Origin of the sequence: Bariatricus sp. SGI.161 (assembly GCF_050313695.1) — a bacterium.
Taxonomy (GTDB): domain Bacteria; phylum Bacillota; class Clostridia; order Lachnospirales; family Lachnospiraceae; genus JAFBIX01.
In genome coordinates this window covers 74,531-96,720 of record NZ_JBNPLX010000003.1, presented here as the reverse complement: position 1 = coordinate 96,720, position 22,190 = coordinate 74,531, and the positions used below count along the sequence as shown (strand labels likewise).

The 22,190-nt window shown below is 35.8% G+C and carries 24 protein-coding genes and 3 pseudogenes; 23 read left to right on the top strand and 4 right to left on the bottom strand.

Features of this window, described 5'->3' with window-relative positions:
* Positions 1 to 13: 13 nt before the first annotated feature.
* Positions 14 to 409, bottom strand: a complete 396-nt coding sequence (locus ACQRBH_RS02945) for a pyridoxamine 5'-phosphate oxidase family protein (protein ID WP_427760844.1) — start codon at positions 407 to 409, stop codon at positions 14 to 16.
* A 153-nt stretch (positions 410 to 562) separates the two neighbouring features.
* Between ACQRBH_RS02945 and ACQRBH_RS02940 the strand changes: the two genes are divergently transcribed.
* Positions 563 to 922, top strand: coding sequence for a winged helix-turn-helix transcriptional regulator (locus ACQRBH_RS02940; RefSeq protein WP_427760843.1), 360 nt, complete (start codon positions 563 to 565; stop codon positions 920 to 922).
* Here ACQRBH_RS02940 and ACQRBH_RS02935 read toward each other — a convergent pair.
* Positions 919 to 1,062: pseudogene (locus ACQRBH_RS02935) on the bottom strand (TraX family protein); the annotation flags it as partial. The gene ACQRBH_RS02940 and the pseudogene ACQRBH_RS02935 sit on opposite strands and share 4 nt — an antisense overlap.
* 43 nt (positions 1,063 to 1,105) lie before the next feature.
* Between ACQRBH_RS02935 and ACQRBH_RS02930 the strand changes: the two are divergent.
* The 4 genes from ACQRBH_RS02930 to ACQRBH_RS02915 all read left to right on the top strand — a co-directional run bounded on the left by ACQRBH_RS02930 (position 1,106) and on the right by ACQRBH_RS02915 (position 3,831).
* A complete protein-coding gene (locus tag ACQRBH_RS02930; protein WP_427760889.1) occupies positions 1,106 to 1,429 on the top strand; it encodes a hypothetical protein in 324 nt (107 codons plus the stop codon).
* A 101-nt stretch (positions 1,430 to 1,530) separates the two neighbouring features.
* Entirely contained in the window at positions 1,531 to 2,883 is a 1,353-nt protein-coding gene (locus ACQRBH_RS02925; RefSeq protein WP_427760842.1) for a uracil-xanthine permease family protein, read from the top strand.
* 204 nt (positions 2,884 to 3,087) lie between these two features.
* Positions 3,088 to 3,408: a MerR family transcriptional regulator gene (locus ACQRBH_RS02920; protein WP_427744933.1), complete on the top strand. Its 321-nt coding sequence runs from the start codon at positions 3,088 to 3,090 to the stop codon at positions 3,406 to 3,408.
* A gap of 108 nt (positions 3,409 to 3,516) precedes the next feature.
* Positions 3,517 to 3,831 carry a DUF4230 domain-containing protein gene (locus tag ACQRBH_RS02915; protein WP_427744932.1) on the top strand — a complete coding sequence of 105 codons (315 nt, stop codon included), beginning with the start codon at positions 3,517 to 3,519 and terminating at the stop codon, positions 3,829 to 3,831.
* Positions 3,832 to 3,931: 100 nt separating this feature from the next.
* On the opposite strand, the gene ACQRBH_RS02910 is transcribed toward ACQRBH_RS02915, so the two are convergent.
* Complete coding sequence (locus ACQRBH_RS02910) at positions 3,932 to 4,288, bottom strand: helix-turn-helix domain-containing protein (protein WP_427744931.1); 357 nt, start codon at positions 4,286 to 4,288, stop codon at positions 3,932 to 3,934.
* A gap of 221 nt (positions 4,289 to 4,509) precedes the next feature.
* Between ACQRBH_RS02910 and ACQRBH_RS02905 the strand changes: the two genes are divergently transcribed.
* The 4 genes and pseudogenes from ACQRBH_RS02905 to ACQRBH_RS02890 all read left to right on the top strand — a co-directional run.
* Positions 4,510 to 5,166 carry a hypothetical protein gene (locus tag ACQRBH_RS02905; protein WP_427744929.1) on the top strand — a complete coding sequence of 219 codons (657 nt, stop codon included), beginning with the start codon at positions 4,510 to 4,512 and terminating at the stop codon, positions 5,164 to 5,166.
* 92 nt (positions 5,167 to 5,258) lie between these two features.
* Complete coding sequence (locus tag ACQRBH_RS02900; protein ID WP_427760841.1) at positions 5,259 to 5,792, top strand: hypothetical protein; 534 nt, start codon at positions 5,259 to 5,261, stop codon at positions 5,790 to 5,792.
* A 19-nt stretch (positions 5,793 to 5,811) separates the two neighbouring features.
* Complete coding sequence (locus tag ACQRBH_RS02895; protein ID WP_427760840.1) at positions 5,812 to 5,961, top strand: hypothetical protein; 150 nt, start codon at positions 5,812 to 5,814, stop codon at positions 5,959 to 5,961.
* Positions 5,962 to 6,013: 52 nt separating this feature from the next.
* A pseudogene (locus ACQRBH_RS02890) lies at positions 6,014 to 6,138 on the top strand (sporulation transcriptional regulator SpoIIID); the annotation flags it as partial.
* A 102-nt stretch (positions 6,139 to 6,240) separates the two neighbouring features.
* Here ACQRBH_RS02890 and ACQRBH_RS02885 read toward each other — a convergent pair.
* Positions 6,241 to 6,546, bottom strand: coding sequence for a helix-turn-helix domain-containing protein (locus ACQRBH_RS02885; protein WP_427760839.1), 306 nt, complete (start codon positions 6,544 to 6,546; stop codon positions 6,241 to 6,243).
* Between the two features lie 629 nt (positions 6,547 to 7,175).
* Between ACQRBH_RS02885 and ACQRBH_RS02880 the strand changes: the two genes are divergently transcribed.
* The 14 genes and pseudogenes from ACQRBH_RS02880 to ACQRBH_RS02815 all read left to right on the top strand — a co-directional run bounded on the left by ACQRBH_RS02880 (position 7,176) and on the right by ACQRBH_RS02815 (position 22,140).
* Positions 7,176 to 8,219: a radical SAM protein gene (locus tag ACQRBH_RS02880; protein WP_427760838.1), complete on the top strand. Its 1,044-nt coding sequence runs from the start codon at positions 7,176 to 7,178 to the stop codon at positions 8,217 to 8,219.
* Between the two features lie 47 nt (positions 8,220 to 8,266).
* On the top strand, positions 8,267 to 8,392 hold the full coding sequence (locus ACQRBH_RS02875) for a hypothetical protein (protein ID WP_427760837.1): 126 nt from the start codon (positions 8,267 to 8,269) through the stop codon (positions 8,390 to 8,392).
* A 158-nt stretch (positions 8,393 to 8,550) separates the two neighbouring features.
* Positions 8,551 to 9,687: an IS110 family transposase gene (locus ACQRBH_RS02870; RefSeq protein ID WP_427760836.1), complete on the top strand. Its 1,137-nt coding sequence runs from the start codon at positions 8,551 to 8,553 to the stop codon at positions 9,685 to 9,687.
* A gap of 478 nt (positions 9,688 to 10,165) precedes the next feature.
* Positions 10,166 to 11,041 carry a hypothetical protein gene (locus ACQRBH_RS02865; protein ID WP_427760835.1) on the top strand — a complete coding sequence of 292 codons (876 nt, stop codon included), beginning with the start codon at positions 10,166 to 10,168 and terminating at the stop codon, positions 11,039 to 11,041.
* A gap of 36 nt (positions 11,042 to 11,077) precedes the next feature.
* Positions 11,078 to 12,460, top strand: coding sequence for a hypothetical protein (locus ACQRBH_RS02860; protein WP_427760834.1), 1,383 nt, complete (start codon positions 11,078 to 11,080; stop codon positions 12,458 to 12,460).
* Positions 12,461 to 12,690: 230 nt separating this feature from the next.
* Positions 12,691 to 13,320 carry a hypothetical protein gene (locus tag ACQRBH_RS02855; RefSeq protein WP_427760833.1) on the top strand — a complete coding sequence of 210 codons (630 nt, stop codon included), beginning with the start codon at positions 12,691 to 12,693 and terminating at the stop codon, positions 13,318 to 13,320.
* 688 nt (positions 13,321 to 14,008) lie between these two features.
* Positions 14,009 to 14,266, top strand: a pseudogene (locus tag ACQRBH_RS02850) (CHC2 zinc finger domain-containing protein); the annotation flags it as partial.
* A 96-nt stretch (positions 14,267 to 14,362) separates the two neighbouring features.
* Positions 14,363 to 14,539 carry a hypothetical protein gene (locus tag ACQRBH_RS02845; protein WP_427760832.1) on the top strand — a complete coding sequence of 59 codons (177 nt, stop codon included), beginning with the start codon at positions 14,363 to 14,365 and terminating at the stop codon, positions 14,537 to 14,539.
* Positions 14,540 to 14,670: 131 nt separating this feature from the next.
* Positions 14,671 to 15,897, top strand: coding sequence for an AAA family ATPase (locus ACQRBH_RS02840; protein ID WP_427760831.1), 1,227 nt, complete (start codon positions 14,671 to 14,673; stop codon positions 15,895 to 15,897).
* A gap of 31 nt (positions 15,898 to 15,928) precedes the next feature.
* Complete coding sequence (locus tag ACQRBH_RS02835) at positions 15,929 to 16,474, top strand: shikimate kinase (RefSeq protein WP_427760830.1); 546 nt, start codon at positions 15,929 to 15,931, stop codon at positions 16,472 to 16,474.
* Positions 16,475 to 16,562: 88 nt separating this feature from the next.
* Entirely contained in the window at positions 16,563 to 18,242 is a 1,680-nt protein-coding gene (locus ACQRBH_RS02830; protein WP_427760829.1) for an SWIM zinc finger family protein, read from the top strand.
* A gap of 82 nt (positions 18,243 to 18,324) precedes the next feature.
* Entirely contained in the window at positions 18,325 to 20,067 is a 1,743-nt protein-coding gene (locus ACQRBH_RS02825) for an RNA-binding domain-containing protein (RefSeq protein ID WP_427760828.1), read from the top strand.
* 246 nt (positions 20,068 to 20,313) lie between these two features.
* The gene (gene spoIIID, locus ACQRBH_RS02820) at positions 20,314 to 20,571 is read left to right on the top strand and encodes a sporulation transcriptional regulator SpoIIID (protein WP_235232352.1); all 258 of its coding nucleotides are present in this window, start codon (positions 20,314 to 20,316) and stop codon (positions 20,569 to 20,571) included.
* Between the two features lie 138 nt (positions 20,572 to 20,709).
* On the top strand, positions 20,710 to 22,140 hold the full coding sequence (locus tag ACQRBH_RS02815; RefSeq protein ID WP_427760827.1) for a Wadjet anti-phage system protein JetA family protein: 1,431 nt from the start codon (positions 20,710 to 20,712) through the stop codon (positions 22,138 to 22,140).
* Positions 22,141 to 22,190 lie beyond the last annotated feature (50 nt).

Here is a 22,190-nt window from a genome sequence, read left to right as displayed (position 1 = left end):
ATGAGTGAGAATTTTAAAATTCATACGGAGGATTACCGGAGAAATCAGCAATTACACCGTGTGCATCTTCCAGATAAAATACCTCAAAAATTGGGTTGTCAGCAGTCTGATACTGGCTTTTTACAATAGGGTTATTCAGGCAGGCTTCTTTTATTGCCATATTGTTCTCAAATACGGCTTTGCCGTGAAGACGGATCCAGGCATATTCTGGGCTGGAGACAGAAACTTCTACAAAAGGATGTTCCTGCATATCCTTGTAGACTTCCTTAGTGCTGTTAGTGCAGAACCAGAGCTTTCCATCCTGCTCCAGACAGAACATGAACGGGCGACATTTTGCTTTTCCGTCACGTCCGATCGTTGCCAGATACTGTACAGGGTTTGCGTTTAAAAATTCAGTTACTTTTTTCATCTTGAATACCTCCATTAAGTTTTGTGTTAGAAAAGTTGTTTTATTCTTTTGCTATGTATATAATAAGACCGTAATATCTAATCGTAAAGTAAGCACAATATTGTACTATAGTTACTAAAAAGATACTAATGGAATATACAAGGAGGAGATACAATGGAGGATATTAAGACGATAGCCGCTGTTCCGGCGAAAGAGTTACCAGCTTGTCCTGTCGAGACAACGTTATCACTTATCGGAGATAAATGGAAGGTATTGATTCTTCGAGATCTGATGCCAGGGACAAAACGTTTTGGAGAATTAAAAAAATCAATTGGTCATGTAACACAAAAAGTTTTGACAGCGCAGTTAAGACAAATGGAAGCAAGTGGTCTGCTGACTCGGAAAGTATATGCAGAAGTGCCGCCTCGCGTAGAATATACACTGACAGAACTTGGTTATAGTCTGAAACCGGTTCTGGATGCCATGTGGGTGTGGGGAGAAGAATATCAAAAGAAAAAGGATGAATTGTGCTAGATACCAAGGTAAAGGCGCAGTATTCCAAGGATGAGTAAATGAACAGGATAAAACCAATAACTAAGCATTTTATTCTGTCTGCCACGTTCGCCATTATATGTAAGCGTCAGACCAAAGCCCAAAAGTGCCCAGGGTTGTGAATACATGGAAGTATGGTAATGGTATATGTGATTATTAGAGAAGATGAACATCACCCAGGTTTCAACACTATCAGATGTATCCATAGGATTCCATCTTGAAATGACTGGAAACAGCTCTTTTCAGGCAGCTGACATTACCTATGATGCTAATGACGAGAGTACGGTTTATATTACCACGTTGAGAGCCGTTTTTCCTGACACAGATCAATACGATAACGCATACTTTGTCTATAATATCAATAGCAATTCGTTCTATTATGGAGCTCATGGATATAACGAAGAAAAATTGATGGAAAACGTGAAACGAGTATATCTGGGATCAGAAAAGGATTGTGTACTTATCTGGAAAGCGGCAAACATTGAATAAATCTGAAAGTATTATGCTTAGATTGAATTGTATAAAGGTAGATGTTATACTTTGCTTAAACAGGCAATTGCTTGTAATCATAATAAAAGAGGAGAACAAAAATGGCAAAAGAAAAAAATGCAGCAAATGTCAATAACATTTACCGATTGGAGGGACGAGTTCCTGTTGCAAAAGCAATTCCATTTGGCTTTCAGCATGTATTAGCAATGTTTGTAGCAAATGTGACTCCGTTAATTATTATTGCAGGTGTTGCGGTATATAATGGACAGGCATTTACGCAGATAGAGACGGCACAATTGATTCAAAATTGTATGCTTGTGGCAGGGATCGGTACATTGATTCAGCTATATCCTATCTGGAAAATAGGATCCGGGCTGCCAATTGTTATGGGGTTAAGCTTTACCTTTCTGGCTGCATGTCTTGCATCGGCTTCCCAGGATTACGGATATATGATCGGTGGCATTATTGTTGGCGGATGTCTGGAAGGTGTCCTGGGTCTTACTGCAAAATACTGGAGAAAATTGATACAGCCTATCGTTGCCGGCTGTGTAGTTACGTCAATTGGTCTTAGTATTTTGAATGTAGGCGTTTCGTCTTATGCCAGTTCTGCAAAATATGAAATCGGGGCATGGCAAAATCTTCTGGTCGGTACCATTACATTGGTTGCCTGTCTGACATTTCATGTGTTTGCCAAAGGCGTACTGAAGCAGCTGAATGTATTATTCGGTCTGATCGTTGGATATATGGTTGCCATTTGTTTCGGAATGGTAGACTTTTCCGCAATGGGTACCACGATTTCACAACTTGGAGTGTTTGCCTTTCCTTCGTTGTTTGCCTATGCACCTAAATTTAACATCGGTATCATTATCTCGTTCGTTATCGTCTTTTTAGTGTCTGCAGTGGAAACAATCGGAGATACTACGGCCGCATGTACAGGTGCTCTTGGAAGAGATATCACCGATGAGGAAATCAGTGGATCTCTGGCTGTGGACGGATTTATGTCAGCGATTGCCGGAGGTGTTTTTGGAGTATCCCCAATTACGTCATTTAGCCAGAATGTCGGTCTTTTGAAAATGACAAAAGTGGTCAATCGTTTTACGATCATGTTTGGGGCATTGCTGTTGATCCTTGGAGGCTTGTTCCCTCCGATTGGCGCATTTTTATCGACCCTGCCGGATTGTGTTCTCGGCGGATGTACCGTCATTATGTTTGGCTCTATCGTTGTTGCCGGATTCGAGATGATTGCAAAAGTAGGATTTAATCATAGAAATATGATCATCGTTGCCACCTCTTTGTGTGTAGGGGTAGGCGTAACACAGGTGGAAGGCTTCTTCTCAGGATTGCCATCAATTTTCGGGGATATTTTTGGCTCCAATATGGTTGCCGGTGTTTTCATAATTGCACTTGTTTTGAGTTGGGTGCTGCCAAAAGACATGGAAATAGAAAGTGAGTAATATTATTTGTTTTTATTTTGATGTTATAGGTATTTACATTCATTTTTATGAAGTGTGAATACCTATTTTTTTTGTAAGAAATCTTTCGCGAGAAAAACATTTCCTTTCATGGAAGACTGAAAAATATAGTCAGATCTTCCGAATAAAAGTCTTTGACTGCACGCTACGTGCAGTTATAGGCTGGAAAGGGAAGGTATGAATTGTATGACGTTGCGGGAAATTTGTGAAACACTTGAGGTGTCTAGAAGAACCATTCAAGGGTATGAGAAAGCTGGATTAGTGGCTGCGACGGGGCGAAATAAGTATGGCCATTTACTTTATGATGACACTGCTAAATTGAGAATTGCACAGATTAAGTTTTGTCAACAGTTGGGCTTTACTATTAAGGAAATCACAGTCATCATTGATGCACCAAACGTTGTACTAAAATCAGCTCTCGAACAACAAGTGCAGAAATTGCGAAAAGAGAAGACAGAAATAAACGAGCTGATTGAGAAAGCAAATCAAATGATCGCCAGGTTGTAAAAACGAAAACATATTAAGAAAGAGAGGCAAGTCAGATGAAAGACAAAAAGAAAGCAATTATTATGGTTATATTGGTTGTTATTGCATTTGCAATAATATGACGGTATTGTGAAAGCTGGCATAAAAGATCTTACAAAAGCACAAGATGGAAGAACAATTATTATAAAATTGCCTGAAGTAGAAATTACAGGTGCAGAGATTGATAACGATTCGTTCCGAAAATTAGATGAATCAAATAATATCTTTAACCCAATTACCATAGAAGATTTAAATGATGCTCAAAAAGATTTGAAAGAAAAAATGAGTGATCAAGCAGTAGAAAAAGGGGTTTTAGATATCGCTAGAATTAATGCTGAAACTATCATTTCTGGTATGTTAGCAAGCCCAACTGGTGAGTATGATGTGAAAATTGAATGGCAATAATGAATTAGTAGAGATTATCAAAAACAACGTGGTAATCTCTACTTTTTCTGGTTTTTGCCCTCGATACTGCTGAGAATAAAGTGTAATACTGCATATGGTATTAATTTTGATTAGGCTCAGAGAGTTTGTGAAAATACGATGATATTCGTTCCTTTGTATTGGAATCACTGGTACGATATATTTCAATCAAAGAAAACAGTTCTGGTTCATTGTCTGCATTGATTAAATAACTACTAGGATTTGGGTCATCTGTTTTTCCGGTAAGATAATCTGCAGATGTTCCGAGAACATGAGCCATATAATAAATCACATGAATAGATGGTGTTCGTTCGCCGGATTCATAGCGTAAATATGCCGGCTGCGATAACTGCATTCTGATAGCAGCCTGTTGTTTCGTGATTCCTAATTTCTTTCTGCATTCAATTAATCGTTCACGGTTTAAAGTCGTTGTATTCATAGTCCATTCCTCTTTAACAATCATAGATTTTTATTAAGTATAACATATTTCCCTTGAATATACCATTGGAATAATATAAAATAATTATACCGATGGAATATACCAATGGAATAAACGGGCGCTGGAAATGCGAGATTTTGTGAGTTATATGGAAAACAGGGGATAAAAAATTAATGTCAAAAAATTGACTTCAAGATGGAATGGGAAAGGATAGATAACAAATGAATGAATTTAATAATGTGCTTGTAGCCAAAGATGTAAATGGTAATAAGGTTGTTGTGATTCCACAAGTTATTTTTAAAGGGAAAAGAACAATCCCATGGGATGAGGTTGAACAGTATTTACTACGATATGTGGGGAAAATATTTGAAGTGGCAGAAACGGAAGATTTGATTTATGTAGATAGAACATTTACTGATGAATATGCCAACTCTATCTATACAAAAAAATTGGTAGGTGCGCTTCCAAAAGTAAAGGCAAATATGTCACAAGGAATACCTCAGATGATAGAAATTGCAACAAGCAAAAGATGGAAAGAAGATTTTGATCATAAGCATAAGAAACGTGCTGGAAAAGGATGGTTTCGATATAACACGCGTTTTGCATTGCCAGTAACAACTGAAAGTGGAGAGATTATTGAATATAATACTTTTCAGGCAGTATTGATTGTTCGATATTCTTCGGATGAAAAACTATATTTATATGATATTCAGAACATAAAAAAAGAAACGAGATACCCATCTTGGACTACAAGGTCAGATGGTCAGAAACCCGCTTCTTCTGAAACAAATTATAATACGTTGAAGCACGAATTGCAAGATATAATTTTTGAAAATAAAAAAGGTAAAAAAGAAACGAGCAACCCGCCTGAACAATAAATTGTTACACGGTAGTAAACTTCGTTTGTTGAGTTGATTTTATAGGAACAAAATGGAATAGTCAATATAAATTGCACGAGGAGGAATTTACGGTGAGTCACGACATTTATTTGAAGGATCCAGTAACCAAAAAAGTAGCGAAAGTACCTGGTCACTTGATGATTGGCGGTACATATAAGGCTGATTATCATCCTGAAACAGGCACTTTTACACCAGCAATGAATACGGAAGCATGGTTGAATATAACCTATAATTATAGTTGTTATTACTATGAATGCTATGAAGAAGGTATTGAAAAAATATATGGTATGTCAGGTATTGAAAGCATTCCAGTGCTTGAAGAGATGATTTCAGTTCTCATGAATAATTATCAGAATGACGGAGTATGGATGAAATCAAAACGCAGTAAGAAAATATATTTAGATGAATACGGTAATGAGATAGATTATCTGGCAATAATAACAGGAAAGCAAAAATCATATGGAGAAGAAATTGTTGAGTACGAGGTGGACGAAGGCGACACAGAAAATTATTGGACACCAACCGCAGCGAATGCGATTAGACCATTACATAAACTGATTGCATTGGCAAAAATGCGTCCAGATTGTATTTGGGATGGAGACTGAAGAAAATGGAGGAAATAGTGTGACAGCATGGCATGTGCAGAAATTATATCGTGGGGATGAGTGTAAATACTATGTGTTGCCATATGATTTGCTGCAAACAATTTTTGTGCTAAAAGGAATTGAAAGAAATCAGTTAAATACTAACGGTTATGAAGAAATTACCGCATAATGATATCCACTCCCTGCATACATTGTAAAAACAATAAATGTAGGGGTTTGGTATGAAAGATTATATTGAGGAACGGGCAGTAGAGATCGCATATTATATTATTGAACATAAGGCGACAGTGAGGCAGACTGCAAAAAATTTGGAGTAAGCAAAAGTACCATACATATGGATGTAACGTAATAGAATGTTTCGTGTGGGTGGTATGTTAAAATGAAGATGAACAATTAAGGAGGAAGCATTACAGATATGCCTCCTCTTTTTGCATATGGGGTTTTGTATCTATTTCATTTCTTTGATTAAATCATAAATAATTAGTTTCTGATTTTCAGTTAAACAAATCCAGAGATTAAATAATTCTATCTGTTCGGTGTTCAGTTGAACATTTAAAGTATTCTCTGAAAAGAATTGCGCTAATGTTATTCCAAAGGCAGAACATATAGCTTCTAGAGTGGAGATTGAAGGCACAGTATTTCTACGGTGAATATTTGCAATAGTAGATGAAGATAAACCAGATTCTATTGCTAATTTATAATCTGACCATTGTCGTTCTTTCATTAACTCATCAATACGTTTTATAACATCCATGTCAAACCTCCATTTTGTAATTATTATATTGCTCAGAAGAATAAGAAAATAGAATTCAAATGTAATAAAAATATTGCTCAAATGAACAATAGGTGATAGAATGAAGAAAACATTTGGGATTATTACAACATTGAGTGAAATGAATTGTAACGAAAATGTAAAGGGTTATGGAAAACGAAAATAATATCTGGAGTAATTCATCCGTAAACATGTCTGGGTAATTTGAAAAGATATATTTTAAAGAAATCTGATGGAGTTTAGTAACTGTAAGTTTTCATGTCCGCTTATGTATAGGGGTTAGCTTTTATTAAGCTTTAAATCAATGGAAATTACAACATAGAAAGGAATACAATTGTTTATCGTTAGTTCTAATTATATTTTGCGAGAAATTAATGGATTTCATATTCTTGCATCTTGTGGCAAGTGTGATAATAGGAAGTGGATATATGAATTAAATACAATGGGAGCAGAAATTTGGAAGATATGCATGTGTAAAATTAGTTTCGAAAGTTTAGTAAAACAATTAGAGAAATATTATTCAATTATATTTACAGAAGAAGAAAAAATGAAAATCAAAGAATATGTAAATATATTAATAGAAGAACACCTACTTGAGGAAGTTAGATAAAATGCAAAAAAATGAATTACGTAATATAACAGAAAAGATAGTGGAAAAAGAAAGATTACCTATAAATGGTGGTATAGAATTGTTAAGTGCGTGTAATTTCAAGTGTGTACATTGTTATAATTCGCAGGAGCCCCGTCAAATTATGAATATGAAAATGGCTTTTAGAATAATCGATGAGTTAGAAGCAATGGGAACCATGCATATATATCTTACAGGTGGAGAGGTGTTGCTACATCCTGACTTTAAGAAAATATATAAATATATCAGAAAAAAAGGAATTATGGTCAGTGTATTAACAAATGCTTCTTTGATTGATGAACAGTTTATAGAATTATTTAAACGATATACACCATATGTATTGGATATTTCGCTTTATGGCGCAACAAATCTAACATATAAGAAAGTGACAGGTCAAGATGATGGATTTGACAGAGTGTATCAGAATTTAAAATTATTAAAAAATTCTAACATAGAATTTTCACTTAAAACGATAGCATTGAAAGAAAATATTTCCGAATTGAATGATATGAAAATCATAGCAAATGAATTTGGTAAGCAATTAAAAATATATACTGATATTAGACCGCTAAATAATGGAAATAAGAAATCACAAGAACATAGAATCAGCAATGAAGAAATAGTTAAAATTGAAGAGGCAGAAGGAAGATGGAAACTTAAGAAACAAGATGACAGTGTAAGAACCCAGCAAAGAAAACAAAGGAAAAAGGACGGATTTTTATATTTTTGCGAAATGGGAATGTATAATTTTTTTATAACTTATGAAGGAAAAATGTTTGGATGCGTGAAGGAACGTTTACATGGGTATGATTTGAATAAATACAGTGTTGATGAAGCGTTTGATCTAATTTATCAAAACCTAGTGCAGAAAAAAAGTGATGATGTTTGCGAATGTCAGAAATGTAAATTTCTCTCATATTGTGATTATTGCCCAGCACAATTTGAATTAGATACAGGAAGTGTGATAAATCCACCACGATACATTTGTGACTTAGCAAAATTAAGATATAGGACGTTTGAAAAATGATATAGAACTTTATGTTTTATATAAAAAGTAAAAAGGAGGTATAGGATATGTTTGAATTCCCAGAGATAACGGAGGCGCTTGAGACTACAAATGTTTTTGAAAAAACTGAAAGGTCAAGTGGACAATATGGATCTAGTATGGATTGGACAGGTGATTGTTGCTATGGAGACTAAGTAAATGCAATGAAAAAATCATTAGAACAGAGAATGGAATACTGGTTAGATAATATGAAGTGACCTCACATTTGTAGCAACGTGGATTTACCTGTATACTAGAGTTTGATAAGAACAAAGGTAACAGGAATTACCGCATACAAAAGGAGATCACTCATATGAAAAGAATACTAAAAATTGGAATGGATGTCCATACCACAAATTACACATTATGCGCAATGGAGCCGGTGATTGGCGAGGAAGACCGCATATTGGCTACGATTAAAGTGACACAGGATTATAAAAATATTTTGATGTTTATCGAAAATCTAAAGCAAAAGCTTGGATTGAACCATGATTATGATATCCAGTGTGGATATGAGGCAGGGTGCCTTGGATATTCACTTTACAATCAGCTCACAGACGCTGGAATAAAATGTGTAATACTTGCGCCAACAACAATGCTTACTCAACAGGGCGTAAGAATAAAAACAGATATGCGAGATGCACATATGATAGCACAGTGTTTATCGTATGGTGGATATCATGCTGTTTACATTCCGACAGAAGAAGATGATTCTGTGAAGGAATATCTTCGGATGAGAAATGATCATAAACTGGCACTGAAGAAAATCAAACAACAGATCAATGCTTTCTGTATAAGACACGGATTCTGCTATGATGGGAGAAAGTGGACACAGGCACATTTAAAATGGATAAAAAAACTGGAAATCACCAACAGACTGTATCGGGAAACACTGGATGAATATATGGCTTCATACGAGGAGCAGGAGGCGAAGATTGAGCGATTTGATAAACGAATCGGAGAAATCGCAGCTCAAATAAAATATCATGAAAAAGTAAAGCGGTTAGAATGTTTCCTTGGAATCAAAACACATACAGCATTATCTTTGATTGTTGAAACCGGTGATTTTGAGAGATTTGCAAAAGGGAACCAATATGCAGCATATCTGGGACTTGCACCGGGAGAAAACTCAAGCTCTGACAGTATACACCGCCTGGGAATAACGAAAGCAGGGAACAGTCATCTGAGACAACTGCTGATAGAAGCATCCGGTGGAATATGCAAGGGAGCAGTTGGACATAAATCAAAAGATTTGAGGGCAAGACAAAATGGTAATACGGCAGATGTGATAGCGTATGCCGACAAGGCGAATACGAGATTGCGGAGTCGATACTATAAATTTATAAGACATGGCAAGAAAAGGAATGTGGCAGTAGCCGCAATAGCAAGAGAACTAGCATGCTTTGTATGGGGAATGATGACAGATAATATTGAAACAAAAGTAGTGTAGATGTATATCAAAGTCAACTGCCAATCAAGGGTACAAGCACCGCTAAGGCGGCAAACCCTTGACAGTCAGCAGACTATGATAAATGGGTAGTCAAGCAGAAAAAGCAGCATACTGCAGCTGTTTCTGCCAAAGGTAACAAGTAAACAATCTGACAGTATTAGAAAAGAGCTGTGGTCACTGTAAGGTCTGAGTTATCTGCGGCCTCCCTATGTGCGCACATGAAACACTGTGATCCACGCTTTTAGATCGTAGAACTCAACGGCGGACCATTAGCCTGTAGGTAACCAATCCACGAATAACAGAGTGGCCAACTGCCGGGGACTGTTAAACTAGGGCTCTTTTCCAATGCTGTCAGAAAAACAAATGTGACTGGAGTGAAGAAAAATTTTTTGAAATTTACTCTTGACAAAAGTCACTTCATAACAGGGAGGTGTTCCATTTTCTGTTCAGATTTTGGTGAATGTAGGAAGGTGAAAAAATGCTTGAGTACATTCGTTGTGATGTAGAGCAATATGGAAAAAATGGTGATAAAACATTAGAATGTATAGGTATTAATATATCAAATAAAGGATGTCAAGAATACAAATGCTATAGATTTTATGTAGAAGAAAATAAAATGGAATTTCCGTATGTAGAGGTATTTGAACAATGTAGTAGTCTGAGAAAATTAGATGCACAAAAAATTAATGAAAATATGTACCGTATAAATTATAAGGTGCAAAAAATCAATGATTACGAAATTTTAAAAAATGATATCAGTCATATATTTTCTAAGTGTATAAAAACAAAAGTTACAGCAGAAGAATTAATGGAAATAAATTTATATTTGAAAAAGTTGCTTGGAACAAGAGAAGAACCGTTATGCGTTATAGGGGGAAAGATATATGAGAACCAAAAAATTCAACAACTAAAAATGTATTTTAAATTGAAAATATTCGATTATAAGAAAAAAAAGAGCCCCTTTTTGGCAGCTGATGAAAAATATATGCAATTATTAGAAAAATTACAAGAAAAATATCGTATAAATTCATTGGAAATGAAAAAAATAGAAAAAGTTTTAATTTTTTCAAAAAAGATGGGGTATGAATCGATGCAACTCGGATTCAATATTACCGACAAAATAGATGAAATAAAATATTATTTTAGGAAGGCTCAAAATGCTAGTAAAGAAATAAATGATAATAAAGAAGTATTTCCATTATTAAATATTTTGAATATAGGTGTGAGTACTTCATTAGAATTCGTTCTCAATACATTGGCTAAAATTAATTTAGAATTAAAGGCATTTGCAATATCTTATAACATATCGGAAAAAACAATGAATGAGATAAAATTATACTATGTTGAGAAGTAGAAAATATTTAATAGGATAAAAAAGAGGTGGAAAATTGTGGTAAAAAAAATAAATTTAGTAATGTTTATTCTTTTAATAATTTTTACTATGACAGGTTGTACTTCGAGTATTAAGAATACTCAAGAAGAAAAACAAAAGATTAAGTATTCAGAAGAAGATGTGACGGATACAATAAATAATTATTATGGTGAATATTATCCAAATGGACCCAATGGAAGTATGGATGATGTTTTAGATGATGGAACCGTAGTTGGAAAAACTTTTGATTATTATTATGATTCGGATTTTGAAGAATTAGCTTGTATCGTATACATTGATCTGTATACAGGTGATATCGTTGAAAAAGCAAGTGATGGCACAATTGTAGATGAGTATAATATTGAAGATATTTTAGCTGATAGTAATCAATTAAGTCATAATACTACTAAAAGTAATTTTGAAAAAGAAGAAGCCGGATATTATGATTTTAACAAAAATATTTTGGTTGGTTTTGGCTTTGAAATGATATTAAAATCAGATGGTACCATTATAGCTAAGGGAAGAAACAATAACGGGGAACTTGGAAACGGAACGTTGACTGATTCGGATAGTTGGATAGAAGTTCCAGGAATTGATAATGTTATACAAATAGCTTATGACGGAAATGAACAGATGTGTACTATTTATGCCTTGAAAGAAGATGGTACTGTTTGGTGGTGGGGATCCGAACAAATATCTCCAAAAAAAATAGATGGTCTTGATAATGTGAAAGAACTAATGTACAAAGGATATGGCGATGGATCTCGAGTATTTAATTATGTGTATGCACATATGAACGATAATACAATAGTAAACTTAGCGAATGACAAAGTAAATGTTGTGGAAGAGCTGGAAGGTATAGCATTAGATGATTTTTCTTTAGAGGAAATTGTTGGAAATAGTTATATTTATTACATATATTTAGTTGACGGGAAGGCATATTATATAGATAGTAGAGATCAAATATCTGTACCACTTGAAACAGAGCAAACAATAGAAAAAGTGTATAATTATGGAGGTAACCATTACATAGAACTTTTAAGTGAAGAAGGCGAAAGGCTTTATTATGCAGCCAGCGAAGGGTGCATTAAGTCTCATGGTGGAAACAATATAATTGATTACTACTCTACAGAGGACTATGATTTTTCTATGCTTTTTGGATGTGGACAAATACTTGCATGTGGCGAAAATGATGATGGTGAATTGGGAAACGGAACGCAGGAGCCTTATAAAAGCCAATGGTGGGAAGTGGATATTCCTAAAATTGAACATCTTTTTACACCATTAAATAACAAAATATATGCAATTGATGAAGATAATAATTTGTGGGCATGGGGAAAAGGCTTTTCTTCAGTTCCGACTATACAATATAACATTGATGAAATAGTATCAAATTATTAATGCATAACTGATAAGATTATAAGATTAACAGATTTTTCTATGTGTGTGAATTGCATAAAATTAATTCAGAATTAAAAGGCTTTGCAGTATCTTATAATATATAAAAAGGTATTGAATGAGATAAAGCTATGCTATGTAGAAAAGTAGAGAATATTTAATAAAAGTAAATTAGCAACAAAAAGATATGTGAGTAATATCAGGTTATAAGTAAAAAGTGGGGGCGAGAGAAAGTGCCTAAAAAGAAAGGAATATACAATTTTAATAAAAACAAAAACTGGGGATTATGGGAATGTGAAAATAATGATTCTTATATAAATTTGTATAGGCATAACAACGAAGTCTATTTTTCTCTAATATTTAATCGTAGTAAAAATAATTATGGTAATTTTCCTGCAGGAGCATACGTATCAATTGGGAAATATGAAATAAAAGATAAATGGGTATCTAAATTGGAATATTGGAATCCGTTTATATTGCGATATCATGTTGATGCTTATTATGCGAACGAATCTGCATATCCAATAAAAAAGGCTACAATATATGAAATCGTCGATTATGTGAAAAGAGTAGAACAACTATCGAGACCGACTTATGTTGTCCCTTTTGATCAGGATGATAATTATTCAGAATGTTTTTCGTGGATTGATGTAGCACTTTATAGACTATCTTGCGAAACAGACCCATTACCGGAGTATTTTCCTTTAAAAAGATATTCTGTCGAAGATTATTTAAATAAAAATGAAAGAAAATACGGAGATGAGATGTTAAAAAGATGTTATCTAAATCCGTTTGAATTTGAGAAAGAGTATCCCCATTTAATAAAAGAAACGAGTAAAAAATGGTGGCACTTCTTTCGATAGAAGAAGGTAGTACTTTTTGATTTGCATTATTTCTGGCAATAAAATTACATTACGTAAATAAATTTGTTAGATGGATGCTTAGTGAGCTTATAATGTTAAATTTAGGGTATGGGGAATAGAAATTCCCATCAAGACTTAATTCCGTAGTAATATAATAAAGCAATACTTGCGATAGTGTATTACTGGGGGGATTTTGTTCTTGCAGGATAAGAAAAATTTAATAGTGATGTATTGTTCAAACCTTTGTGTCTGTTAGAAATTAATGGATACAGAGGTTTTTATTTTGCAGATTTTTAAGAGCAAGATCCACCCGCGTATTACAATATCATCATTTTATGATTTTAGTAATATTTGCGAGTAGTAATCTTGATGGGGATTCCAGTCTTCGTTTCACTCCGGCCTGCGCTAAACGCAGGTCCACTGGACCTGCAGCGCCCCATACCCTCGATTTCCTGCCATTTTTTCAAAAAATAGAAATGGCATTTTAGCTTCGCAGGGAAATTTCAAAATTGTATGTATTTCATTTGGTGATGAAGTTAGAGATTATGTTTTTGAAAAAATGTTGTATAAGACCTTCTCAAAATTTGGATATATAGAGGGATCTTTTTATCCTTCTTCAGCAATTCGATTTATTCATTTTTGAATAAAAGTCAGAATGCAATATTTCAGCAGATGGGAAGGAGCTAAGATGGGATTATTTGAAGAAGTAAAGAAGAATGTCACAGTTAGACAGTCAGCGGAATTGTATGGGCTCAAACCTAACCGGAGTGGGTTGATCAGATGTATTTTTCATAAGGACAACACTCCCAGCATGAAGGTTGATCGCAGATATTATTGCTTTGGTTGTGGATGTACTGGAGATGCAGTTGATTTTACCGCACAGCTATTTGGACTCGGTGCCAGAGAAGCAGCTGTAAAACTGGCGGAGGATTTTGGAATTAGTTACATTAGCGAAGCACAATATTTTAAAGGACTATTTTCATATATTTTCTCATAGTTATGGACAAAGAGAAAACCGCAGGGAGGAGGTGGAAGCTCCGCTATGCAGAAAAGAAAACTAAATTATAGATTTCATAATCCGAACTCAGCGGCAGCAACCGCCGATTACATATTAAAAATTTTAATTGATGCCAATTCAGAAAAGGTTGAAAGAGCGATTCAGGCTGCGGCGGATCAGGTTGACCGGGAGACAGAGTGTGATGAGGGGGATTCTGCGTAAATGGTGCGTGGAATCTCCTTTCTCGTAAATTAGAAACAAAATATGAGATTTTATCGCAAATATCGTTTACAAAATATGAAAATGGAATATGATAGATAGTGAAAGCAGTGTGGAATTTGGAGGTAACTATTATGTTGTGCCAATTTACAGTTAAGAATTTTAAAAGTATACGAGATGAGGCAACGTTTGATATGCAAGCTGCCGCCATTTCTGAACATGAAGATCGGATTATCAAGGATAGAGATGGCGAGTTGTATTTGCCGGTGTCAGCTATTTACGGACCGAATGGTGGTGGCAAATCAAATGTCCTTGAAGCTTTGCATAGTTTATCGTTAAAGGTACTTCGACCATTATATGCAACCAGTGATAATGAAGATCGTGTAATACCTCGTAAAAAATTGGTTATTGAGCCATTCGCTTTTTCAGAAAAGAAAAAAGAAGAACCTACGGAATTTGAGGTGTTTTTCAGAACAGAGCTGGCCGAGCACCGCTATATTTTGAATATAAAACGTGATATGGTTTTATATGAACGTCTGGATCGTGTAAAGTTAGATACCGGTAGAAGATCAGCACTTTTTGAGAGAGGCGATGAGGGAATTATTCTGAAAGGCACTTTTGCCAGATTGAAAATAAGTGACGAGTTATCGGATACTCTTCCGTTACTCTCCTATCTTGGGATTACTTATCGGAAAAATGAAGTCGTAAATGATGTGCTGGATTGGTTTGAATTTGGAATTGATTTTATGAATTACGGAACTCCGATGCAGGAGCTGCGTATGGCGATTGCTAATTCTGATGATGTTAAGGATCTCGTCCTTAAAATGATTCAGGAAATGGATCTGGATATTCTGGACTTTCGTGTGGAAGAAAAAGAACATGATCGGATAGAAGTTTTTACAAAACATGAAGTAGATGGTTATGAAGCAGAGTTGAATCTGTCAGATGAGTCTAGTGGTACAAAAAAATTGTTCGGATTGCTTCCGTTTATTGCGGAAAGTCTGATTTATGGATCAACTTTAGTGATTGATGAATTGGATGCAAAAATTCATCCTGCGTTACTGCGGCATATTATCATGTTGTATAACGATATGGAAGTGAACCGCAAAGGAGCTCAGCTGATCTTTACATCTCATGATCTGTCAACAATGAATAGCGAAGTGTTCCGCAGAGACGAAATCTGGTTTGTGGCGAAAGGAAACAGCCAGAACTCCAAGCTTTATTCTCTGGTTGAATTTAAGAACAGTAAAGGAGAATCTGTTCGTAAAGATGCAAAGTTTGACAAACAGTATCTGGAGGGAAAATATGGCGCTGATCCATACCTTAGAAGAATCATAGATTGGGGAACGGTCAATGCCTAAAAAAGCCGGGATGAAAGGAAGGTATTGAAGAATGAAGATACTTTTATTCGGTGTTTCAAATGTTGGAAAATCAACCGTTGGAAAATTGCTTGCCGAACGGCTTGGATTTGACTTTGTCGATCTGGATGAAGAAATAAAAAAACGCATGGAGATATCTCTTGAAGAGTTTGTTAATACTGCAAACTTACGGTGGAGAGATCAAAAACGGGGGAGTATTATCAAGAAGATTGTTAAACTGGAAGAAAATATAGTTTTAGCGGTCACTCCGATATCTTATGCCGAAAACTTCAAAACACGCATTATTGCTGATGATATCCTGTTAATTGAACTGTATGATACTCCAGAGAATATTTTTTCCAGGCTTGTATTCAGTGACGAAAATGACAATATTTATTCAGATGATAATTATAAAAATGAACACAAAGATCATTACATAAAAGAAATTCAGGCAGATCTGGATTGGTATGGAATGATTAATGACAGGATTGGGATACGATATCGATTGTTGGTTGATAATGATCCGCCGGAAAAAGTGGTGGATAGGATAATAACAGAATACGGTTTAAAAAATAGTTGAGCCTCTCCAATTTCTGGGAGTAGAGAAATAAAGTATGTATTGTGAACAGTGAGCACGGATTTTTATCAAAGTCGGAGGAATATTACAAATGCTAAAACCATGGGAATATTTATTTAAAACACATATTTTATCTCGAGGATGGGATTATTACGAAAACGGAGCGGTCAGTTCCTTGAAAAAAACAGAAACCGGTTATAAGGCCACAGTTGAAGGCAGTTATGATTATGAAGTAGAAGTGGAAATTTACGATAATGAAGTTGTAGATATGTTCTGTGATTGTCCGTATGCAGAAGATGGAAATTATTGCAAACATATGGCGGCAGTCTTATATGAGATCGAAGAAAAGTCTGCTCAGATGACAAGTGAAGTAAGAGAGAATCCGGCTGATATCAAAACTGAGTTAGAGAATGTAATAAAGAACATAGATGAATCAGAAGTGAGAAAGCTATTATTGGAACTTGCTCTGAAGGATGATTCTTTACAGAATCAGATTTTAACAAAATATGTGGACAAAATCAGTCCGGGTCAGATGAACCGATTGAAGCAAGAAGTTGAAATGATTGCATGGAAGTATTCAGATAGAAGAGGATATGTTGACTATTATCATGCGATGGATTATGTACATGATCTGGAGGAGTTCCTGGACGAGAATGTGCAGAATTTGATTGATAAAAATCTTATAATGCAGGCGTTTGAGCTTACAAATGAAGTGTTTCATACGGTTGGAAATCAGGATATTGATGATTCGGATGGTGGTACTACATGGATTGTGAATAGTTGTTATGAATATTGGAAACAGATACTGGATCAAGCAACAGATGAACAGCGCGATCAGATGTTTCAGTGGTTTAAAGGACGTCCAAAAAACTATGTTATAGATTATATGGAAGACTATATCAGCGACTTCTTAATGGAGGAGTTTCATGATACAAGCATGTTGCTGGAAAAGTTACGAATGCTGGATGAGTTGATTGAACGCGCAGGTGATAAGACTGACTGTGGAAGCTTGTATTCATCATATTATGGCTTTGAAAATATTATTCTTAAACGCTTGCAGATTATGCGAGAGTTAAATTATTCGGCGAATGAAATCAATGAATACAGGACAAAATTCAGACATTTTTCTGCAATAAGGGAGTTGGAGGTCAAGGAATATCTTGATAGGAAAGAATATGATAAGGCAATTGAAGTTCTGGAAGAAAGCAAAAAACTGGATAAGGAATATGCGGGTCTTGTCTCAAAATACAGTGAACAATTAATTCAGGTATATCACAAAACTGGACAACAAGAGGAATATAAAAAAGAATTGATCTATCAAGTTTTCTCTTGCAGACAAGATAATCTTGAAAATGTAAAATTGTTAAAGGCGGAGTGTGATGAGGAAGAATGGTGTACATATCGGGAACAGATTTTAAATACAAATTCATGTTTAGGTATAAAGTTTCGTTTTCTGGAATTTGAAGAACTATATGACAGGTTGCTGAAAACGATTGTGGAAAGTGGTTCGATTTATACATTGGATCAATATGAAAAGGTATTGAAAAAGAAGTTTCCGGATATCATCAGAGATACATATGTAAATTATGTACGGAAACATGCGGAAAGCGTATGTGATAGAAAAGCATATAAAGGGCTGATGACTTATTTGAAAAAGATTACAAAATATCCGGACGGAAGGGAAAAAGCAGATCAGATTGCCAAAGAGTGGAAAGTAATTTATCGTAGAAGACCTGCAATGATGGATGAGTTGAAAAAAGCGGGATTTTGAGGAAGGAAAAGAATGGATTTTGTTTGATGAAAATATTATAATAAAATAGCGACAAGAGATTGTAGTAGAAGGGAGGAATGACATGATAAGTAGTGCAGATATTCTAGAACTATTAAAATATGGAGAACGGATTTCTTTAGAATGCAAAGACTCCCGGAATGAAATCTCAAAATCAGTGTGGGAGACGTATTCAGCATTTGCAAATACTTGTGGTGGTGTTATTTTACTGGGAATAGAAGAGCATATGTCTGAGATGAATATTGAGAAACGATTTACATTTACAGATGTGAAAAACCCGGAAATCAGATTGAAGGAATTTTGGGATACTATAAATAGTAATAAAGTTAGTGCTAATATTTTATTGGATGACAATGTTGGCTACTGCGATGTTAATGGTCATACTGTATTGTGGATTGATGTTCCGCAGGCTGATTATAAATATAAACCTGTATATATCAATGAAAATCCTATGAAAGGAAGTTTCAAGCGTAATCACGAAGGAGATTATCATTGTACGGAAGAGGAGGTAAAGGCGATGATAAGAGATTCTTCGGATTCTGGCATAGATGGTGGACTTTTAGACGGGTTTACAATGGATGATATTGATTTAAATACACTTAAGTCATATCGAATCGAGTATGAACATCATAATCCAGACCATGTTTGGAACGGTGTGGAAGACAAAGAGTTTTTAAGAAATCTTGGGGCATATACAGTTGATAGAACAACTCGAAGAGAAGGATTAACAACGGCCGGATTGTTAATGTTTGGAAAAGGATTGGCAATTAGAGAGCGATTTGACAATATTCGAATGGATTATTTGGATCAAACAAATCTTTCAGCAGGCAGAAGATGGAGTGACAGGCTAACTTATGATGGCTCATGGGAAAATAACCTGTATAATTTTATTAAAAGAATTCTTCCTAAATTAGTAAGTGATTTAAAAAGACCATTCAAATTGGAAGGAATGATACGAGTGGATGATACAGCTGTTCACAAAGCTGTTCGTGAGGCTGCTGTGAATATGATTATTCATGCAGACTATCATAGCACAGGAGTATTGAAAGTCGTTAAATATGATGATGGATTTTTGTTTTCAAATCCTGGAAATTTAAAATTACCGGTGCAGGCGATATATGAAGGCGGGCATTCTGTGGCTCGCAATCCCAAAATTCAAAATATGTTTAGAATGATTGGTCTTGGCGATAATATTGGTTCGGGATTTCCAACAATTTTACAAGCTTGGGGAGAGGAAAAATGGAGACAGCCGGATTTATATGATGATCAGGAATTACATCAAGTTGAATTGAGGTTGTGGATGGTATCATTAATGCCGATGGAGTGTACAGATTATTTGTGTACTACATTTGGAAAGATATATCAGTATTTGAAAGCCGAAGAGCAAATTATTCTTGCTACAGCGTATTTGGAAGATAAAGTGTCGAATACCCGGCTGCAATCTGTCTTAGGGCTGCAATCTATCGAAATAGGACGTCTGTTAGTTGATTTGGTAGATAAAAATATGCTTATAGCAGAAAAACGAGGGCGTTGGACGACCTATCGCATAAATGCTGAGTATGAGATTCAGCCAGAACAGATGAATTTGGCCGATATATCAATTTCAAAAGTTGATTTAAACAAAACAGATCAATTGATATACCAATTTGTTCAAGCGAATGGTATGATAACTACACAGCAGGTTGTGGATATGATTGATACTATTTCTACGACTCAAGGGGCATCGGTTGCGATAAATAGACTTATAGAAAAGGGATTATTGAAAAAAGTTCGACAGGGAAGACATGTTTTTTATGCGATGAACTAACATATCAACTGGATTTTTAATGTTGAGTTGATGTGTTGATAAATAGTTGATATATCAGTTGAACAATCAATTGATTTGTAGGAAATTATTGAATTTAACTTTGATAATCTTCTACATCCTCTATGTTTACAATCATTCATTCTGCTATATACTATTAATAAAAGAATCGATGTTACTATTATTACTACCGCATATTGCTACCCGCCCCTGCATACATTGTAAAAACAATAAATGCAGGGGTTTTGTATGAAAGATTATATTGAGGAACGGGCAGTAGAGATCGCATATTATATCATTGAACATAAGGCGACAGTGAGGCAGACTGCAAAAAAATTCGGAGTAAGCAAAAGTACCATACATAAAGATGTAACAGAAAGATTGCTCCAGATTAATCCTGCGCTTGCGGCGGAAGCAAGGAAGGTTCTCGACATCAACAAATCCGAGCGCCATATTCGCGGCGGACTAGCTACCAGAGAGAAATATTTACATATGGAACATCGATAAAAAAGTGGTTGGGAATATCAGATCTTCCCAACCATTTTCAGTTTCCATTGTAAAAGCGGCAAGTGAAACAGCTTGCTGCTTTTTATTTATCTTCCCATGTAGTATAATTATTTCATACTTTGAAATGGAGAGAAATCTATGAGTTTGATCAATAAGATTCCAAAGGAGTTTTATAAACTTTTTGCGAGCAAATACAGGGAGTATTATCAACGGTTCCTGATATCGATCTATGAGGAATCCGGCAGGTCTTATTCGCTTCTGGGGCTTACGGAACGGGAATGCTGTGCGATTATGAATGAGTGGATCGCGGCGGAGACTTTGGACTGGAGTGAAGAGCAGTTTGACGAGGAAGGAGAACTGCTGACCAGGTCGAATATGGCGTTTGTCTGTCTGAGGCATCTGGAGGAATGGGGATGGCTTCGGAAGGATTATGACGAGTCGCTGAATAGTTATGTGGTATCATTTCCAGAATACAGTCAGCTCTTTGTGGAGCTGTTCCAGCGTCTGTATAGTGAAGACAGTACCAAGGAACGGGAGAGCGTGCTGGCAGTATACAGTTATCTGTATACTTACAGTGCGGATAAGGAGAAGAATAACGAGATTCTGAAGAGTGCCCTGCAGACCTCCCAGTCGCTGCTTCGGATGCTTTCGAATATGCAGGAGGGTATGCGAGGATATTTTGATGAGTTGTCCAGACAGAGAAGCTTTCTGGGGATTCAGGAAGTACTGGTCAATGAGATCAATAACAGTGACAGTAAGAAGTATGCGATTCTTACCACTACGGACAGTTTCTATCGATATAAGGAAGCGGTAAAGGAATTGATTGACCAGAACCTGAGTGAAAATGAGGCGCGAAGGCAGCAGTTTCTGGATCAGCAGGTGCAGCTTAAGACGCAGATGGAATCGGAGGAAAGTGTTCCTGTAGAGTATACGCCAAAGTATCGGAGGCTTGAGCGTGCAGTTAGTCTGTGCGAGGAAGCGATGGATATCATATACCGTATTGAACGGGAATTTGATGCCATCGAGCGCAGATATAATAAATTAATTGAGCAGAAGACGGTATTTGCAAGCCGGGCAGCAGCGAGAATCCGCTATATTCTGATGGAAGGAGCGGCCGAAGAGGATCAGACAGTGACACTTGTGAATCTTCTGAACCGGAGCAACTGTCAGGAAGAGATTCTTACAAAACTGGCGGATCGGATGCACCTGACGGAGCGTTTCCATGTGATAACGGAACGAAGCTTGTACAGAAAACGCGATTCTGAGAGGGGCTCTTTCGAGCCGCAGGCGGTTGTTCGGGAAGAAGACCAGAGAGAAGATCTGGATTATTTTGTATTAAAGCCGCTTTATACAGGAAAGGAGATTGCGGAATTCCGAAGAAAGAATATAAAGGACGGCAGATTTACGGCTACCAGAGATACCGTACAGTCTATTGAGGATCTGGAGAAACTGTTCTTTGTATGGCAGGATGCAACGGAGATTGCGGAGAATGACCAGGAGATTTCTATCGGAGAAGAATTGGAGAATGAAGAAGGGTTCCGCTTCTCAGAACTTACGATCAAAGAGTAACTGTAATAGGATTGAAAAGTAGTTCGTAAGGAATATTTGATGAGGGATAC

Coding starts and splice junctions, on each gene's coding strand:
- ACQRBH_RS02845 (WP_427760832.1), top strand. CDS start 14,363: ATGCAGAAAAGAAAACTAAATTATAGATTTCATAATCCGAACTCAGCG.
- ACQRBH_RS02925 (WP_427760842.1), top strand. CDS start 1,531: ATGGCAAAAGAAAAAAATGCAGCAAATGTCAATAACATTTACCGATTG.
- ACQRBH_RS02840 (WP_427760831.1), top strand. CDS start 14,671: ATGTTGTGCCAATTTACAGTTAAGAATTTTAAAAGTATACGAGATGAG.
- ACQRBH_RS02875 (WP_427760837.1), top strand. CDS start 8,267: ATGTTTGAATTCCCAGAGATAACGGAGGCGCTTGAGACTACAAATGTT.
- ACQRBH_RS02945 (WP_427760844.1), bottom strand. CDS start 409: ATGAAAAAAGTAACTGAATTTTTAAACGCAAACCCTGTACAGTATCTG.
- spoIIID (WP_235232352.1), top strand. CDS start 20,314: ATGAAAGATTATATTGAGGAACGGGCAGTAGAGATCGCATATTATATC.
- ACQRBH_RS02835 (WP_427760830.1), top strand. CDS start 15,929: ATGAAGATACTTTTATTCGGTGTTTCAAATGTTGGAAAATCAACCGTT.
- ACQRBH_RS02905 (WP_427744929.1), top strand. CDS start 4,510: ATGAATGAATTTAATAATGTGCTTGTAGCCAAAGATGTAAATGGTAAT.
- ACQRBH_RS02825 (WP_427760828.1), top strand. CDS start 18,325: ATGATAAGTAGTGCAGATATTCTAGAACTATTAAAATATGGAGAACGG.
- ACQRBH_RS02910 (WP_427744931.1), bottom strand. CDS start 4,288: ATGAATACAACGACTTTAAACCGTGAACGATTAATTGAATGCAGAAAG.
- ACQRBH_RS02870 (WP_427760836.1), top strand. CDS start 8,551: ATGAAAAGAATACTAAAAATTGGAATGGATGTCCATACCACAAATTAC.
- ACQRBH_RS02930 (WP_427760889.1), top strand. CDS start 1,106: ATGAACATCACCCAGGTTTCAACACTATCAGATGTATCCATAGGATTC.
- ACQRBH_RS02830 (WP_427760829.1), top strand. CDS start 16,563: ATGCTAAAACCATGGGAATATTTATTTAAAACACATATTTTATCTCGA.
- ACQRBH_RS02865 (WP_427760835.1), top strand. CDS start 10,166: ATGCTTGAGTACATTCGTTGTGATGTAGAGCAATATGGAAAAAATGGT.
- ACQRBH_RS02885 (WP_427760839.1), bottom strand. CDS start 6,546: ATGGATGTTATAAAACGTATTGATGAGTTAATGAAAGAACGACAATGG.
- ACQRBH_RS02940 (WP_427760843.1), top strand. CDS start 563: ATGGAGGATATTAAGACGATAGCCGCTGTTCCGGCGAAAGAGTTACCA.
- ACQRBH_RS02920 (WP_427744933.1), top strand. CDS start 3,088: ATGACGTTGCGGGAAATTTGTGAAACACTTGAGGTGTCTAGAAGAACC.
- ACQRBH_RS02880 (WP_427760838.1), top strand. CDS start 7,176: ATGCAAAAAAATGAATTACGTAATATAACAGAAAAGATAGTGGAAAAA.
- ACQRBH_RS02815 (WP_427760827.1), top strand. CDS start 20,710: ATGAGTTTGATCAATAAGATTCCAAAGGAGTTTTATAAACTTTTTGCG.